The following is a 15733-nucleotide window of genomic DNA, read 5'->3' as shown; positions in this document are numbered from 1 at the left end:
GCCGATATGGCGGATCGGGAGGAGAAAATCGGTCCCCGCGGAGGAGCTAAATTATAGAGCTGAATAACGCGACGCGATTCCTCCTGACTATAGGCAACAGGGTGCAGGTACTTGCGCCCATTCGGAGGAAAAGTACGTGAAACAGTTTCTTATGGCATCCATCATCGCCGGTGCCATGGCGCTTCCCGCTTACGCAGCCGACTACACGCTGATCGCTCCCGCCAACCCGGGTGGTGGCTGGGACCAGACTGCGCGGACCATGCAGGTGGTCATGCAGGACGAGAAGATCTCGTCTCGCGTACAGGTTCAGAACGTGCCGGGCGCGGGCGGCACTATCGGTCTCGCGCAGTTCGTCTCGCAGAACAAGGGCGACCCGAATACCCTGATCGTCGGCGGCTATGTCATGGTTGGCGCAATTCTGACCAACAAGGCTCCAGTCACACTGGAAGATACCACGCCGATTGCGCGTCTCACCGGCGAATACGAGGCCATCGTCGTTCCGGCCGCCTCTGAAATTCAAACGATGGACGAGCTGGTCGCCAAGCTAAAGGAAAATCCGGGCGCCGTATCCTGGGGTGGTGGTTCGGCTGGCGGCACGGATCACATTGCAGCAGGGCTTATTGCCAAGGCAGCCGGGGTCGATCCAACCAAGATCAACTACATCGCCTTTTCCGGGGGCGGCGAAGCCCTTGCTGCTATTCTCGGAAACCAGATGACAGCTGGCGTGTCGAGCTACGGGGAATTCGAGGCGCAGATAAAAGCAGGAACCCTGCGCCTTCTTGCCGTTTCGAGCGCCGAGCGTCTTGAAGGCGTCGATGCTCCCACGCTGAAGGAGGAGGGCCTCGACGTCGTTCTGGAGAACTGGCGCATGGTTGCCGCAGCTCCCGGTATCAGTGAGGAGCAGAAGGCTGCGATTACTGCTGATGTTGAAAAGCTTGTGAAATCGGAAGGGTGGCAGAAAGCTCTCAAGGATAAGAACTGGATGGATACCTATCTGGCCGGTCCTGAGTTCGAAGCGCAGCTTGCAAAAGACACAGCTGCCACCGAAGCCATCCTCAAGGACATCGGTTTGGTGAAATGAACCACGAAGACGACAATGGAATAGAGGAGAGCCGCCCGGGTCGGGCGGCCTTCTTCATCGCCTTCGGTTTGGCCATTCTCGGAGGCATCATCCTTTGGGACGCCTCGCATCTGGCGGCTGGCAGCGGTTACTCACCGGTGGGTCCGTCCACCGTTCCGCTCGTCATCGGCACCGGTCTGCTGGGTCTCGCCATTTGGACGCTGGTCGCGGCCGTGCGGGGGGATTTTCCAGAGCGCCCGCAACAAGAGATCGCCCCGATCGCCTGGGTTGTGGCAGGTTTGGCATTTCAACTACTGTTCTTGCATATGCTTGGGTTTTCGTTGGCGACGGGCTTCTTATTTGCCGCAACGGCTGCCGCCTTCGGCCAGAAGAAATTCTGGATTTCCGTGCCACTTGGCATCGCGCTTTCTTTCTTCGTGTGGGCAATATTCTCGCAGCTTCTGATGCTGTCTCTGCCGGCGGGTCCGCTCGAACGTCTTTTCTTCTAGACCGGACGCATCGGCGGACCGTCAAGGAATCACCATGGGTACTTTCGATTTTCTCTTCCAGGGACTCATGGCTGCTGCGCAGCCGCACAACCTGCTCTACGCCTTTATCGGCGTCACGCTCGGCACCGTTGTTGGCGTCTTGCCGGGCATTGGACCCGCGCTCACGGTCGCGCTACTTTTGCCTGTGACCTACCAGCTTGATCCAGGTGGGTCGCTGATCATGTTTGCAGGCATTTACTATGGTGGCATGTACGGCGGATCAACGACGTCGATTCTCCTGAACACCCCCGGCGAAAGCGCTTCCATCGTCACTGCGCTCGAAGGCAACAAGATGGCCCGCAAGGGACGCGGTGGCCCAGCCTTGGCGACCGCCGCCATCGGCTCATTCATCGCAGGTCTGATCGCAACCATAGCGCTCGCATTCATCGCGCCCACTATTGTCAAGTTGGCGTTGGTTTTCGGCCCGCGCGAATATTTTGCCTTGATGGTACTTGCTTTTGTGACGGTCTCGGCGGCCTTCGGTGACTCCACCCTGCGCGGCCTGACCTCCCTGTTCATCGGCCTGGCTCTTGCACTTGTCGGCATAGACCAATTGACAGGTCAGACGCGCCTCAGCTTCGGCGTACCCGAACTCCTCGATGGCATCGAAGTCACGACACTCGCAGTTGCCTTGTTTGCCATTGGTGAAACGCTCTACATTGGAGCGCAAGGTCTGAGCCGGCAAGAGGCTGTGCACGCGATAAAAGGCTCCATCTGGATGACGAAGGAAGACTGGAAGCGCTCGTGGAAACCGTGGCTGCGCGGCACCGCGATCGGATTTCCAATCGGTGCAATGCCCGCTGGCGGCGCCGACGTCGGCACATTCCTCTCCTACGCGACCGAAAAGCGCATAGCTAAGCATCCGGAAGAGTTTGGCAATGGTGCCATCGAAGGCGTGGCTGGTCCCGAAGCGGCAAATAATGCCTCTGCCGCCGGTACGCTGGTGCCGCTCCTGACACTTGGCCTGCCGACCACGGCAACTGCCGCGATCATGCTGGCGGGGTTCCAACAATTCGGACTGCAGCCAGGGCCGCTTCTTTTTGCGACGAATCCCCAGCTGGTGTGGGGGCTGATCGCTTCGCTGCTGATCGCGAATTTCATGCTTCTGGTGCTCAATCTGCCACTGGTGGGTCTTTGGGTCCGGTTGCTGATGATCCCGCGTCCATGGCTCTTTGCCGGCATTCTGGTTTTTGCAACATTAGGTACGATCGGTGCCAACCCGTCATCCATAGAGCTCGGCATGCTGCTCGGTTTCGGCGTTCTTGGCTATGTCATGCGCGTCTTCGGTTATCCGATTGCGCCCGTGGTGGTCGGCTTAATTCTTGGGCCGTTGGCCGAACAGCAGCTGCGGCGCGCGTTGGCTATCAGTCAAGGAGACTTCATCGTACTCGTTTCCTCCCCGATCTCAGCGACACTTCTTGTTCTGGCGGCGTTAGCACTCGTCATCCCGCTGGTGCTACGCATACGGGGCAAAGGCAAGATGCTAAGCCAGATGGCCGGTGACGAAGATTGATTGCCAGGCGGACGAGATAGACGGCATCCAGAAATCGCCTTCTACGAAATGCTCAGCCGCAGGTTACAATTTCCGAGGAAATTGGTAGTGGAAGATGACATCTCGTTCGCGAATTGTTCAAATGCTTATTACCTCGATTCTACCGCCATGTCTTTGTGTCAATTGCAACTCCTGTTTCCCCCTCTAGCCTCACGATGACCCATGAAAATTGAATTCGATCACGTTCATGTATTCTCACATTCGCCGGAGACGCTCGGGAAATGGTTCGAAGATTTTTTCGACGCGGATGTTCAGCATCTCGAGAACATGAGCGAAATTCGGGTGGATGATCTTGAGATTTTCGTGCACCAGATCGCGGGAAAAGAGCCGTTGGCAATTCCAACTTGCGGCGTAAATCATCTTGGTTTCCGCGTCGAGGAAATCGATGAGGTCTATCGGAGGTTCAAATCCAAGGGCGCGCACTTCCACAAGGATATTACGACGCCTCGGCCTGGATTGAGAATGTTTTTCGTGCTGGGCCCTGATAATGTTGTCGTCGAGATACTCGAACGTCACGATCGCTTTCTTCCATAAGTCCCAGGCTGTTCAGCGGTGTACTGCGTGCGTTTTCTTCTTTGCGGATCTTCGCGGTGGTTCAGGAACCTTCTGACATAACCCGGTTTAGTTACCGCGCAGCAAGGAGGATAATGCTATGCCGTGGGAAGGAATTCTCGCATCGCCCGAGGGATTTTTTCGAAATTATATTCTCAATCGCCCCCTCAACTCGTTCATCTCATCGTCAGCGGCAATCCGTGCTTTCAAGGAAAGGTTTCCCAACGCGATAGTGAGCGAACGCGAATTGTCGGATATCCTGGCGAGGGTAACAACTGAAATGGAAACGGCGATACTGTTCGATTCATCGACGGAATCCCCCGCCGTCTCGACTTTCTGTCGCCGTTACCCGAAGCGCCCCAACCATTTCTAGAGACGCGCCCGCAGCCTCGGTCTCTTGAACCGCGGCTGTGGGAAAGCTTCCATTTTCCATGACAGACGCACTGGATCGCGTTATCGAGGTTTCTGGCGAACCGATAATGAGCCAGAGATGGCCTTGAGCAAGTATCGGTGTAACCGGTATTCCATTCAACGCCAGAAGACCCCCATCGGGATATTCCTCAAGGTCGCTTGGCGGAAACAAAACCGTGGGGGCACTTATGAGCGATACAGGCAGTTACTTTCCACGTTGGCATCTGAAAACCGAAGGGCGTATTCTTCCCGACGAGCGATTGCCTGCGGGACAGACCATGGTCCTGGGCCTTCAGCACGTCGTGGCCATGTTTGGCTCTACAGTACTCGCTCCCATTCTGATGGGGTTCGATCCCAACGTCTCCATCCTTTTCTCCGGTATCTCCACGTTGATCTTCTTCATCGCCGTGGGCGGCCGGGTTCCGAGCTATCTCGGTTCATCCTTTGCCTTTATCGGTCCCGTCCTGGCTGCAACCGGTGCAGCAGTCGGCTTCCCTAATCCGAACATAGCGCTGGCATTGGGCGGCATCATCGCCGCGGGCGCACTCTACGCCCTTATAGGCTTCATTGTGACACTGATCGGCCATCGCTGGATCGAACGCTTGATGCCCCCAGTGCTTACCGGCGCTATCGTCGCTGCGATTGGACTTGTTCTTGCACCCATTGCCATCGCCAGCGCTTCCGGGACCAGCGGAACAAACCCCGACGGCGACCAGTTGTCCCGATGGATTGCCATTCTCACAGTTGCTGCCGTTGGCACCGTTGCCGTTTATGCACCAGGAACGACCCGCCGCCTTCCAATATTGATCGGTGGTGCGTTGTCCTATCTCGCCTATCTCACTCTTGCCAACGGCTTTGGCCTCGGCACACCGATCGACTTTTCTGGCGTGGCAGCAGCATCCTGGTTCGGCATCCCCCACTTCACAGCCCCTGTCTTTTCGGCATCCGCCATCACCCTCATCGCCCCCGTTGTCGTCATTCTGGTGGCGGAGAACCTTGGGCACATCAAAGCAATCGGCGCCATGACAGGACGAAATCTGGACCCGTACCTGGGTCGCGCCTTCATTGGTGACGGCATCGCCACCATGTTCTCCGGCGCATTTGGCGGCACAGGCATGACGACCTACGCTGAAAATATGGGCGTCATGGCCGTAACGAGGATCTTCTCCACTCTTGTCTTTATTGTCGCCGCTGCGATTGCGATCCTCCTTGGCTTTTCGCCAAAGTTCGGAGCCCTCATCCAGACGATCCCAGGTCCGGTCCTCGGCGGGCTTTCAATCGTCGTGTTTGGGCTTATCGCGGCAACAGCGGGCCGCATCTGGGTAGAGAACAAGGTCGACTTCGCTGAGCCGCGTAATCTCATCACCGTTGGTGTCGCGCTCGTTCTCGGGGCAGGAAATTTCAAGCTCGACGTCGGAGGCTTCACGCTCGACGGCATCGGCACCGCCACAATCGGCGCTATTATCCTGTACCACCTGCTCGGCCGTACACGTTTGTCAAGCCGCCCCGAATAGTCATCAGGTCAAAGGCCCGTATGCGATGCGGGCCTTTGACCATTTCGGCTGTCAGCTTGCGCGTTTCAATGCATCTTCAAGAACCGACACGATCGTATCAATCTGATCTTTCTCTATGATCAGCGGGGGAGAGAGAGCGATTATATCGCCCGTTACACGGATCAGTAGACCATTTTTGAAGCAATCTGCGAAAACCTCGTAAGCGCGCGCGCCTGGGCTTCCCTCGCGGGGGGTTAATTCTATTGCCCCGACGAGCCCAAGGTTGCGAATGTCTGCCACGTGCCGCAAACCGTTGAGAGAGTGCAACGCTTCCTGCCAGTATTCCGCAAGATCGGCCGCTCGCGTTAGCAGCCCTTCCTTTTCGTAAATTTCCAGAGTGGCGATACCGGCAGCACAGGCGACGGGATGACCGGAATAGGTATAGCCATGGAAAAGTTCGATCGCGCCTTCCGGGCCGGTCATGAGCCCATCATAAATCTCGCGGCTCGCAAAGACCGCTCCCATCGGAATGGTCCCGTTCGTGATACCCTTTGCTGTCGTTATCAGATCGGGCGTGACGCCAAAATAATCTGCCGCAAACGGCGTTCCCAACCGCCCAAAGCCGGTAATAACTTCGTCGAAAATCAGCAGGATCCCATGCTTGTCGGCAATTGCGCGAAGCTTTTCCAGGTACCCTACAGGGGGGAGGATCACGCCCGCGGACCCCGACATGGGTTCCACAATGACTGCTGCTATGGTTTCCGCGCCGTGGAGTTGAACCAGTCGCTCAAGGTCGTCAGCAAGTTCGACACCTGCTCGAGGCAGGCCCTTGGAGAAGGCGTTGCGTTCGATGTCGAGGGTATGGCGCATATGATCCGCGGGAATCTGCGGGAAAATCCGCCGGTTATTGACGAGACCGCCGACGGAGATCCCACCGAAACCTACCCCGTGATAACCCTTTTCCCGCCCAATGATCCGAGTGCGCGTGCCCTGCCCGATCGACCGTTGGTAGGCTATTGCGATCTTCAGCGCGGTATCGACTGACTCCGATCCCGAACCGGTGAAAAATATACGGTCAAGTTTGGCATCTGTGCCGCCAGGTGCATTCGCCGCAAGTTTCGATGCAAATTCGAATGCAATCGGGTGTCCCATCTGGAACGTCGGGGCAAAGTCGAGCGTCGCGAGTTGCCGCTCGACGGCCTGCGTGATGGCCTTGCGCCCATGGCCTGCATTACAGCACCAAAGGCCTGAGGTGCCGTCCAGAACCGGATTTCCATCAGCATCCGTGTAATACATGCCTTCGGCTTGAGCGAGCAAACGGGGCGCAGCTTTGAACTGTCGGTTCGCTGTGAACGGCATCCAGAAATGGTCGAGTACGGGCATATTGGCTTTATTAACCTGATCCATGGTGGCCTCCTTTTCCGCCAGAGAACCATCTTTTCCCTCAGAACGGAAAGCCCTTTTCTTGATACTTGCAAGCCACTGATTTAACTTGCATGATGCGGAGAGCTTTTAGGTATTCTGAACAACCCCATCGGTTTCATGTCCATTGATATAGGCAACCGTCTTCGGCATTTGCGTCTCGCGCATGGCCTCTCTCAGCGGGAGTTAGCAAAAAGAACGGGCGTTCCGAATTCCACGATTTCGCTCATCGAGTCTAACGCGTCCAATCCGTCCGTAGGCGCCTTGAAGCGAATCCTAGACGGAATACCTATCGGCCTGGCCGAGTTTTTTGCTTACGAGCCGGATCGACCACGACAGGCATTCTATCTGGCCGAAGAGCTGGTCGAAATCGGCAAAGGGTCGATATCGTATCTGCAGGTAGGAGACAACCTGTTCGGGCGAAGCTTGCAGATTCTCAAAGAATGCTATCAGCCTGGTGCCGATACAGGCAAAATCCCACTGGTTCATGACGGGGAGGAAGGTGGGATCGTCTTGTCGGGACGCCTGGAGGTCACGGTTGATAGCGAACGCCGAGTGCTTGGACCGGGAGATGCCTATTATTTCGAAAGTCGCAGGCCTCACCGCTTCCGTTGTATCGGGCCTGTTGCGTGTGAAGTAATCAGTGCCTGCACACCACCATCTTTCTAGCAGCCATCATCGCAGGCACTCTATGACCATTCACGCAATGACTGAACCCTTCCGCGATTCGTCTATAAGTTAGCACCCCTTGCAGGGCCGCATCTAAGAAAAGCAAACTCTCCCTCTTCCGTCGCAGACGAAGCTCGAGACCATGTCACGCGCGAGAAGTGCTTCCATAAACGCCGTCGGTATCGGGGCTGGAAAACCGGAGTTCCAGAGCTCTACTAGTGCAGCGGAGGTGATGGGCGTAATGAAATGACCGACCTACTTCCATCAACTCTGGCCCCCGCTTTCTTCCGGCAGAGGTCGACGCTTCGGCTGCAATTCACTGACAATCACGCCGATGACGATCAGCGCGCCGCCGGCCAGTGCCAAAACCGGCAGTCTTTCACCGGCTATCCGGCCTACAATACCAGCCCAAACCGGTTCGCCAGCATAGATCACCGTGGCACGCGTGGGTGAAACGGACTTCTGCGCCCAGTTCATTATGAGCTGGATGATGGCGCTGGCAAGGCCTAAACCACCGGCAAGCAGAACGAGCGTCCAGGAAAAACTGGGCATCGCTTCACCCACTGCCGGCATCATTGCAAACGAAATGACAGCCGCCGTCGCAAGTTGGACGATCGTTATTCGGCGGCTGTCCACACTTCCTGCAAAAAGTCCGATCAGAATAATTTCGGCAGCAATGCCCAGCGCACCTATCAGTGTTAGAATCTCTCCCAGTTCAAACCCTACCTGGCCTGCTTCCGGTCCAGCGAGAAGGATAAGTCCGGCAAAGGCAAAGGAGACGCCGAGCCAACTCATCAGACGAGGGGGGCGACGAAAAACCGCCCACTGTAACAATGGCACCAGCGGCACATACATCGCAGTGATAAATGCAGATTTGCTGCTCGAGATCGTTTGCAGCCCCACGGTTTGAAGCGCGTAGCCTATGAAGATCATGCTGCCTATCGCTGTGCCAGCAAAAAACTCACGCCAGGTCAGACCTTTCAGGACCGGCAGAGAAAACAATGCGAGCGCAAGGGCCGCTACAGCAAAGCGAAACCCGACGAAAGCCATCGGTCCAGAGACCGTCATGGCATGCTGTACCGCCAGAAAGGTACCGCCCCAGACGATCGTAATGGCGATAAGCGCCAGTTCCTGGCGCGAAAAATGAAGTCTCAGAGACTTGCGAGCTGAAGGATTGTGCAACATAATGCACAGCCACTATGAGCAATATATTGCGCAGTCAAGAGACTTCAAACGACGTACTTCGCCACGTTGCTCGGAACGTCCGCGAACTTCGCCTCGAGAATGGGCTAAGCCAGCAAGAATTGGCGGACCGTGCCGGGCTAAGCCGGCGGATGCTTGTTTCCGTCGAAGCAGGTGACGTCAATATCAGCCTGGGCAAACTCGATGCCATTGCAATTGCGCTTGGCGTGAGCTTTGCCCGCATCGTATCCGATAGTTCGCCGCCATCACCCCACGGCGAAATCGTATGGCGTGGCCATTCCCCAAATAGCCAAGCGGTGTTGGTCGGGACGGCCACAGTCCGGCGCGAAGCTGAATTTTGGCTTTGGTCGCTTGAGCCTGGTGAATTTTATCAGGGTGAGCCTGACCCTGAAGGGTATCAGGAGGCCCTGATCGTTCAGGAAGGCCAGCTTGTTCTGACTATTGACCGCGAAACCGAGCGCATTCTACCGGCCGGAACCTTCACGCTTTTCGACAGCAGCAAAACTTACCGATATACAAATGTCGGAACCGAGATCGTCCGTTTCTTGCGCACTGTTCTGAACTAGTGCTGGCTTTTATCCACGCGCGATGCTGGTCAACTCGCATGTATTGCCGCCAAATTTTTACAAGCTTCCGCGTATTCGCGGATCAGCCGTTGACATAAGCCTGCTGCCGGAATGACATCCTTAATTCCGCCGACGCCGTGGCCCGCCGACCAGACGTTTTTCCAGGCCTTCGCCTCATTCTCCATATCAAGCTTGCCGTGGTCTTGAAGGTTTTCCGGATCGAGGCCAGCGGCGCGCAGGCTTGGAAGCAGAAAGTTCGCGTTCACGCCCGATATCTTCGAGGTATAGAGGATGTCCGCGGCGGCGCTTTCCGTCAGCATCGTCTTGTATTGGTCGCTGACCATTGCTTCCTTTGTGGCAATGAAGCGCGTCCCCATATAAGCAAGATCTGCTCCCATCAATCGTGCTGCAGCAATCTGAGCACCCGTGTTGATAGAACCAGCCAGAATGATCGCTCCGTGAAAGAAGCTCGCGATCTCCGAGACCAACGCGAAGGGACTCATCGTACCCGCGTGTCCGCCCGCCCCGGCACTTACGGCGATGATACCATCGACGCCAGCCGCAGCCGCTTTTTCCGCATGGCGCCGATTGATGACATCGTGAAAGACAAGGCCTCCATAGGAGTGGACGGCTTCAACCACTTCGCTTACCGCGCCTAGCGATGTGATGACGAGCGGTACACGCTTTTCGACCGTGATCCGCAGATCAGCCTCAAGTCGCGGATTGCTTCGATGGACGATAAGATTGACACCGAACGGTGCCGCATCTTTCGCGCCGGCAAGCCTGCTTTCGATTTCGTCAACCCAGTCGCGATAGCCATCGCTCGTTCGCTGATTCAAAGCGGGGAAAGTTCCAATCACGCCCGCCTTGCAGGTCTCTACGACAAGATCCGGCCCAGAAGTTAAAAACATTGGCGCTGCAATTGCTGGCAGCTTCAGTCGTCCTTCAAGGCTTGCAGGTAGCGTCACGTTTATTCTCCCGATTGTTCGAGAAGAACCTAAGCACTGAAACGAAACCTGTGAAGCGTGTTTTCATCAAGCTAACAGCCGCGAGAACGTGGCGAAGCCCGTGACCAGGAAAACAACCATCAGCGGCGAAACGCGCCAACTGGCGAGGAGCGCCAAACCGATCGCAACGGTGAGAAAGTCGAGCGGCGAGATCACGCTACTCGTCCAGACAGGATCGTAAAGCGCCCCCGCCAAGATCCCAACTACCGCTGCATTCCCCCCGCGCATCGCCGATCGCATTAGCTTAGATCTGCGTAAACTCGCCCAGAATGGCAGCACACCGTATGCGAGTAACATGCCCGGCAAAAAAACCGCAACGAGGGCAATCCCGGCAGCGACGGCCGGCACAAGCTGTGTATTCGAGACAGCGCCGAGCCAAGCCGCAAAGGTAAATAATGGGCCGGGCATGGCCTGAGTAATGCCGTAACCGGCAAGAAAACGTTCGACAGTGACCAGTCCCGGCGAAACCAGTTCGCTCTCGAGCAGCGGCAAAAGGACGTGTCCTCCGCCAAAAACCAGTGCGCCAGCACGATAGAACACGGAAAACAGATCTGCGGCCATCCCCGCAACCGCCACGGGAACAAGAAAAAGTAACCCGAACAGGGTTAGCGCGATAGCACCGGCCCGTATAGGCACGAGGTCGTGCAAATAATCCGCAGCGACAGGCTCGTTTGTTTCCCGGCACAGGAACATGCCCGCCAACAGCCCTGCGAATATAGCAAGGATTTGCGCCCAGGCGCCGGCAAACAAGATTACGATGGCAAGCGCCGCAAGACCGATTGCCAGACGCGTACGGTCAGGCGTGAGGGAGCGCATCATGCCGAAAACCGCATGAGCCACGACCACGACGGCCACCAGTTTTAGTCCGTGGATTACTGCTTCTGCAGTGGGTCCGCTCAAAGAGCCGGCGCTCATTGCTGCCGCAAACAATATGATGGCCGATGGAAGAGTGAAGCCGAGCCAGGCCGCGAGGCCTCCGCCCAAACCGCCGCCCCGTATCAGTCCGAGCGTGAAGCCTACTTTGCTCGACGCCGGTCCAGGCAGAAACTGCGACAACGCAACAAGATCAGCGTAATCGCCGTCGGTCAGCCATTTTCGGCGAACGACAAACTCCTCGCGAAAATACCCAATATGCGCCACTGGCCCGCCAAAACAGGTCAGTCCTAGCTTCAGGAAGATCCAAAATATCTCCCCGAACGACGATATCGCTTTTCGGTCGTCTTTATCGATCACTGTCATGATAGCCGTTCCTCGAAGCCGGCTTATCGTCCTTCAATGAGGGACATATGACAAAAGCGTCAGATCGCGCGAATTTTCTCAAGGAGTTCCTCCTCGACCTCAATCCCGTGCAAAATCGCTTCCTGACGCAACTTCTGCCCTCTGCGGCCAGACACGCGCGCTCCGTCGTCTGCCTCGATCTCGTCGGCAATCTGCCGCAACCTGGACGCTGTATCTCGTTCCGTGCCAGCTTGCGGATCGATCGCGATAATCATCTGTCCAAGATTAGGTGCCGGGCCCTTGTCATCGAAGAGCGACGAGGCTTCGAAAGCATAGTTCGTGCCAGTCAAGCCTGCTGCGAGGATCTCCACCATCAGAGCGAGTGCCGCGCCCTTCGCTTCACCCGCGGGGATCATTGTCCCCTTCAGCCCCTCACCCGCGTCGGTCGTTGGCTTGCCATCCAGATCGAATGCCCAATTATTCGGGATAGGCTGCCCCTTCTGATGCGCTGCCATGATTTTTCCCCTTGCTACCCGTGACAGCGCCATGTCGATGACGATCGGTGCCGCACCCGCCATGGGCGCTGCGAAAGCAATGGGGTTCGTGCCGAAAAGCGGTTTTGTGCCGCCCCAGGGAGCCATTGAGGCCGGCGCGTTCGCAAACATCATGGCAACGCAGCCCTGATCGGCAAGACGTTCGACGGTCAATCCCATGACGCCCGCGTGGTGCGATCGGCCAATAGCGGCAAAAGCGATGCCACACTCCCGTGCAAGCGCGGGCAGTTCCGCCACCGCGAGATCTATGGCCGGATAGGCGAAACCGAATCCTGCATCAATGCGCAATCCAGCTGGTTTTGGACAACTGGCTATGGGAGTCGCATAACCATCCACCTTACCGACCTTCGCTTGAGCACTATAGGCCTCGACACGGCGAAGCCCGTGCCCGCCTTGCCCGACCATTTCCGCTCCAACAAGCGCATGAGCAACGGAATGTGCGTTGGCAGAACTGACCCTGCTACGCTCCAGCGCCTGGATGACGACGCTTTCTACTTCGGCTATGGAGAGGCGCATAATGACCCTGATTTTGTAAAGTTGGACCTAAGTAAGCATCTTTATCAAAGCGGGAATCGCAAGCGACAGTCCTGATGCAAGAAGCAGCACGAAAACCAGCCAGCGAAACTGCTGCTTTGATAATGGAGGCGGGAGATGACGTGCCAGATATGTTCCCGCCAGAACGGGAAAGACCGCAAGAAAAGCAGGCCACATGCTCGGCTCCGGGAAAGTCCCGTCGGCAAAGACGAAAACGGTGCGGAACAGCGAATTGATGGCAAACACCGCTACCAGAGTTTCGCGCACCGCTTCGCGCGGCCAGGGCAGCCGATAAAGGTGGTAGACGATTGGCGGGCCGCTAGTCGAGAACATGCCTCCCATGATGCCGCCGAGCCCGCCGTAAAGCAGCATTGCCCCGGCACCATGCCTGTGAACATCCACCTTTGCTTCTCCAAGAAGCTGAAAGCTTGAACCCACAATAATCGCGCCTAACAAAAGCTGGAGAACAAGCAGGTGCGTGTTTGCGAAAAAATCCAGCATTCCATATCCGACGAGAGCCATAGGGATGCTTGCGCAGCAAATCATCCAAAGTGTCGGCAGGCGGACGTGGGTCCATCCGCTTTTCAACATTGCAGCTGCATTAAAGAGGGTTAATATGCTCAAAACCGCTGCGGCATCTCTCAATGGAAGCAAGCCCGAAAGCCCCACGACACCCATCACGATTAAGCCAAAGGCGAAACCCGTCAGCGTCTGGACGTAGGCAGCAACGCCCGCCAGAGCGAAAAACAGCGCGAGATCAAGAAGGGACATTTACGAGGACACTTGTGAGTTTTCCCTGACTAACGCAGGTGGTTTGCGCGAGCAAGCTGCGAGCATTGGTCCAGCTTGCCGGTTTTGGCCTTCCTCGCGTTCTCTCAATGTTAAAATGATTGCCTTGCACATCTTTCCAGTGCTATCGCCCGGCGCAGCCAGATACGTTAGGAAAATTCCATGCTTCGCCGCTTCTTCTCCTATTATACGAAGTGGAAAAGCCTGTTCCTGCTGGATTTCTCCTGCGCAGTTCTTGCTGGCCTTCTGGAACTGGGATTCCCGATGGCCGTCAAGGTATTCGTGGATGAATTGCTGCCCACCCAGCAATGGTCGCTCATTATTCTGGCGAGCGTAGCATTGCTCGTCGTCTATATGATCAATACGGGGTTGATGGCCGTCGTGACCTATTGGGGTCATATGCTCGGAATTAATATCGAGACCGAGATGCGCCGCAAGGCGTTCGATCATATTCAGAAATTATCGTTTCGTTTCTTCGACAATAACAAAACCGGCTATCTCATCGGTCGTCTTACGAAAGACCTCGAAGAAATCGGCGAAGTCGCCCATCATGGCCCGGAAGATCTTTTCATTGCGATCATGACGTTCATTGGCGCGTTTGCGCTGATGCTTTGGGTCAATGTCGAACTTGCGCTTTTGACAGCCGCTATCGTCCCGATGATCGGATGGCTGACGACCCGTTACGGCGCGCGTATGACAAATAATTGGCGCGCACTCTACAGCCGTGTCGGCGATTTCAACGTTCGTATCGAGGAGAATGTCGGCGGCATGCGCGTCGTTCAGGCGTTCGCCAACGAAGAACATGAGCGTCGGCTCTTCGAATCCGACAATGCCAATTATCGGCGTACAAAACTCGAAGCCTACAAGATCATGGCCGCGAGCATGTCGATGAGCTACATGAGTATGCGTCTGGTGCAACTGGTCGTCATGCTCGCAGGCAGCTATCTCGTCATCCAGGAGGACCTGACGGCGGGCGGTTTCGTCGGCTTCCTTCTGCTCGTCAATGTCTTCTTTCGTCCCGTGGAAAAGATCAATTCCGTTATCGAAACCTACCCCAAGGGCATTGCGGGTTTCAAACGCTATTGCGAATTGATCGACACTGCCCCGGACATAACGGATCGCGCGGGTGCAATTGAAGCTACTAATCTGTCTGGCGCTATCCGGTACGACGATGTGTCATTTGCTTATCAGACAGGCCGTCCTGTTCTGGTGGATATCAACCTTGAAATCCGCCCGGGTGAAACCATAGCTTTTGTCGGTCCGTCTGGCGCTGGCAAGACCACGCTCTGCGCCCTGCTGCCGCGCTTTTACGAGGTTGAAAGCGGCGCGATCACGATTGACGGCACCGATATTCGCGACATGACGATGCGATCGCTTCGCAGTCAGATCGGCATCGTCCAGCAGGATGTTTTTCTGTTCGGCGGTAGTATCCGCGAGAATATCGCCTATGGCCGTCTCGACGCCACAGAGCAGGAAATCGTTCGGGCAGCCGAGCGGGCACGGCTCTCTTCCGTCATCGCGGCCATGCCGCATGGGCTGGACACGATCATAGGTGAACGGGGTGTAAAGCTTTCCGGCGGACAGAAGCAGCGTCTGGCGATCGCCCGCATGTTCCTCAAGAACCCGCCGATCCTGATTCTAGACGAGGCGACTTCCGCTCTCGATACGCAGACCGAACGCGAGATCCAGCGGTCGCTTGCAGAACTCGCTGTTGGACGCACGACGCTCATTATCGCCCACCGCCTCGCAACCATCCGGAATGCCGATCGAGTGGTCGTCGTTGACGAAAGCGGCATCGTCGAACAAGGAACGCATGCGCAGCTTCTCGCAACTGGCGGTGCGTATGCTTGTCTGCATGCCGCGCAACACAGCGACTGACCTGCGTGGAACAAAGAGCTTCACTGGCAATTGACCTCAGAGCAAACATGGGGAGTCAATCAATGGCAGATCGCGATACGGCAGAAATTTCCACCACGGAGGCGCGACAAGGACGCAAGGGCATCCCCGTTTTAAGGGTGTTGCTAGTAGCACTGGTTCTTGCATTCGTCGTCTGGGCGGCCGTAGAAATCTTCGGTTCTCTGATCGCGCCGGAAAACCCTGTTGGTGATCCGGATGTGCCCGCAACCACAATCCCGCCGGAATAAAAGAAAAGCCT

Annotated in this window: 15 protein-coding genes; 9 read left to right on the top strand and 6 right to left on the bottom strand. The window is 56.3% G+C overall.

What is annotated here, in order from left to right:
* The first annotated feature begins 136 nt into the window (after positions 1 to 136).
* The 5 genes from IE151_RS14625 (at position 137) to IE151_RS14605 (ending at position 5637) form a co-directional block, all read left to right on the top strand.
* A complete protein-coding gene (locus IE151_RS14625; protein WP_189491735.1) occupies positions 137 to 1081 on the top strand; it encodes a Bug family tripartite tricarboxylate transporter substrate binding protein in 945 nt (314 codons plus the stop codon).
* The gene (locus tag IE151_RS14620) at positions 1078 to 1569 is read left to right on the top strand and encodes a tripartite tricarboxylate transporter TctB family protein (RefSeq protein ID WP_189491733.1); all 492 of its coding nucleotides are present in this window, start codon (positions 1078 to 1080) and stop codon (positions 1567 to 1569) included. The genes IE151_RS14625 and IE151_RS14620 overlap by 4 nt, the downstream gene beginning before the upstream one ends.
* A 34-nt stretch (positions 1570 to 1603) precedes the next feature.
* Positions 1604 to 3121: a tripartite tricarboxylate transporter permease gene (locus IE151_RS14615; protein ID WP_189491730.1), complete on the top strand. Its 1518-nt coding sequence runs from the start codon at positions 1604 to 1606 to the stop codon at positions 3119 to 3121.
* A 201-nt stretch (positions 3122 to 3322) separates the two neighbouring features.
* Positions 3323 to 3694 (top strand): VOC family protein, encoded by a 372-nt coding sequence (locus IE151_RS14610; RefSeq protein WP_189491727.1) that lies wholly within the window; start codon positions 3323 to 3325, stop codon positions 3692 to 3694.
* A 617-nt stretch (positions 3695 to 4311) separates the two neighbouring features.
* A complete protein-coding gene (locus IE151_RS14605) occupies positions 4312 to 5637 on the top strand; it encodes a solute carrier family 23 protein (RefSeq protein ID WP_189491724.1) in 1326 nt (441 codons plus the stop codon).
* A 51-nt stretch (positions 5638 to 5688) separates the two neighbouring features.
* On the opposite strand, the gene aptA is transcribed toward IE151_RS14605, so the two are convergent.
* Positions 5689 to 7023 carry an omega-aminotransferase AptA gene (aptA, locus tag IE151_RS14600; RefSeq protein WP_189491721.1) on the bottom strand — a complete coding sequence of 445 codons (1335 nt, stop codon included), beginning with the start codon at positions 7021 to 7023 and terminating at the stop codon, positions 5689 to 5691.
* Between the two features lie 135 nt (positions 7024 to 7158).
* Between aptA and IE151_RS14595 the strand changes: the two genes are divergently transcribed.
* Positions 7159 to 7707, top strand: a complete 549-nt coding sequence (locus IE151_RS14595) for a cupin domain-containing protein (RefSeq protein WP_189491718.1) — start codon at positions 7159 to 7161, stop codon at positions 7705 to 7707.
* Between the two features lie 264 nt (positions 7708 to 7971).
* Here IE151_RS14595 and IE151_RS14590 read toward each other — a convergent pair whose 3' ends face one another.
* Entirely contained in the window at positions 7972 to 8892 is a 921-nt protein-coding gene (locus tag IE151_RS14590; protein WP_189491715.1) for a DMT family transporter, read from the bottom strand.
* Positions 8893 to 8906: 14 nt separating this feature from the next.
* Here IE151_RS14590 and IE151_RS14585 point away from each other — a divergent pair, with 14 nt between their 5' ends.
* Positions 8907 to 9476 (top strand): helix-turn-helix domain-containing protein, encoded by a 570-nt coding sequence (locus tag IE151_RS14585; protein ID WP_189491711.1) that lies wholly within the window; start codon positions 8907 to 8909, stop codon positions 9474 to 9476.
* Positions 9477 to 9505: 29 nt separating this feature from the next.
* Here the strand turns inward: IE151_RS14585 and IE151_RS14580 are convergent, their stop codons facing one another.
* The 4 genes from IE151_RS14580 to IE151_RS14565 all read right to left on the bottom strand — a co-directional run bounded on the left by IE151_RS14580 (position 9506) and on the right by IE151_RS14565 (position 13560).
* Entirely contained in the window at positions 9506 to 10444 is a 939-nt protein-coding gene (locus IE151_RS14580) for an NAD(P)H-dependent flavin oxidoreductase (protein ID WP_189491708.1), read from the bottom strand.
* Between the two features lie 66 nt (positions 10445 to 10510).
* Positions 10511 to 11722: a chromate efflux transporter gene (chrA, locus tag IE151_RS14575; protein WP_189491705.1), complete on the bottom strand. Its 1212-nt coding sequence runs from the start codon at positions 11720 to 11722 to the stop codon at positions 10511 to 10513.
* Positions 11723 to 11781: 59 nt separating this feature from the next.
* Positions 11782 to 12771 carry an Ldh family oxidoreductase gene (locus tag IE151_RS14570; RefSeq protein WP_189491703.1) on the bottom strand — a complete coding sequence of 330 codons (990 nt, stop codon included), beginning with the start codon at positions 12769 to 12771 and terminating at the stop codon, positions 11782 to 11784.
* A gap of 27 nt (positions 12772 to 12798) precedes the next feature.
* Positions 12799 to 13560 (bottom strand): TSUP family transporter, encoded by a 762-nt coding sequence (locus tag IE151_RS14565; RefSeq protein WP_189491700.1) that lies wholly within the window; start codon positions 13558 to 13560, stop codon positions 12799 to 12801.
* A 180-nt stretch (positions 13561 to 13740) separates the two neighbouring features.
* On the opposite strand from IE151_RS14565, the gene IE151_RS14560 reads away from it, so the two are divergent.
* Positions 13741 to 15456 carry an ABC transporter ATP-binding protein gene (locus IE151_RS14560; RefSeq protein WP_189491697.1) on the top strand — a complete coding sequence of 572 codons (1716 nt, stop codon included), beginning with the start codon at positions 13741 to 13743 and terminating at the stop codon, positions 15454 to 15456.
* Positions 15457 to 15518: 62 nt separating this feature from the next.
* Positions 15519 to 15722, top strand: a complete 204-nt coding sequence (locus tag IE151_RS14555) for a hypothetical protein (RefSeq protein WP_189491694.1) — start codon at positions 15519 to 15521, stop codon at positions 15720 to 15722.
* Positions 15723 to 15733 lie beyond the last annotated feature (11 nt).

The sequence above is a fragment of the Limoniibacter endophyticus genome (assembly GCF_014652835.1).
GTDB classification, from domain to species: domain Bacteria; phylum Pseudomonadota; class Alphaproteobacteria; order Rhizobiales; family Rhizobiaceae; genus Limoniibacter; species Limoniibacter endophyticus.
This window is presented reverse-complemented; position numbering and strand designations above follow the sequence as displayed.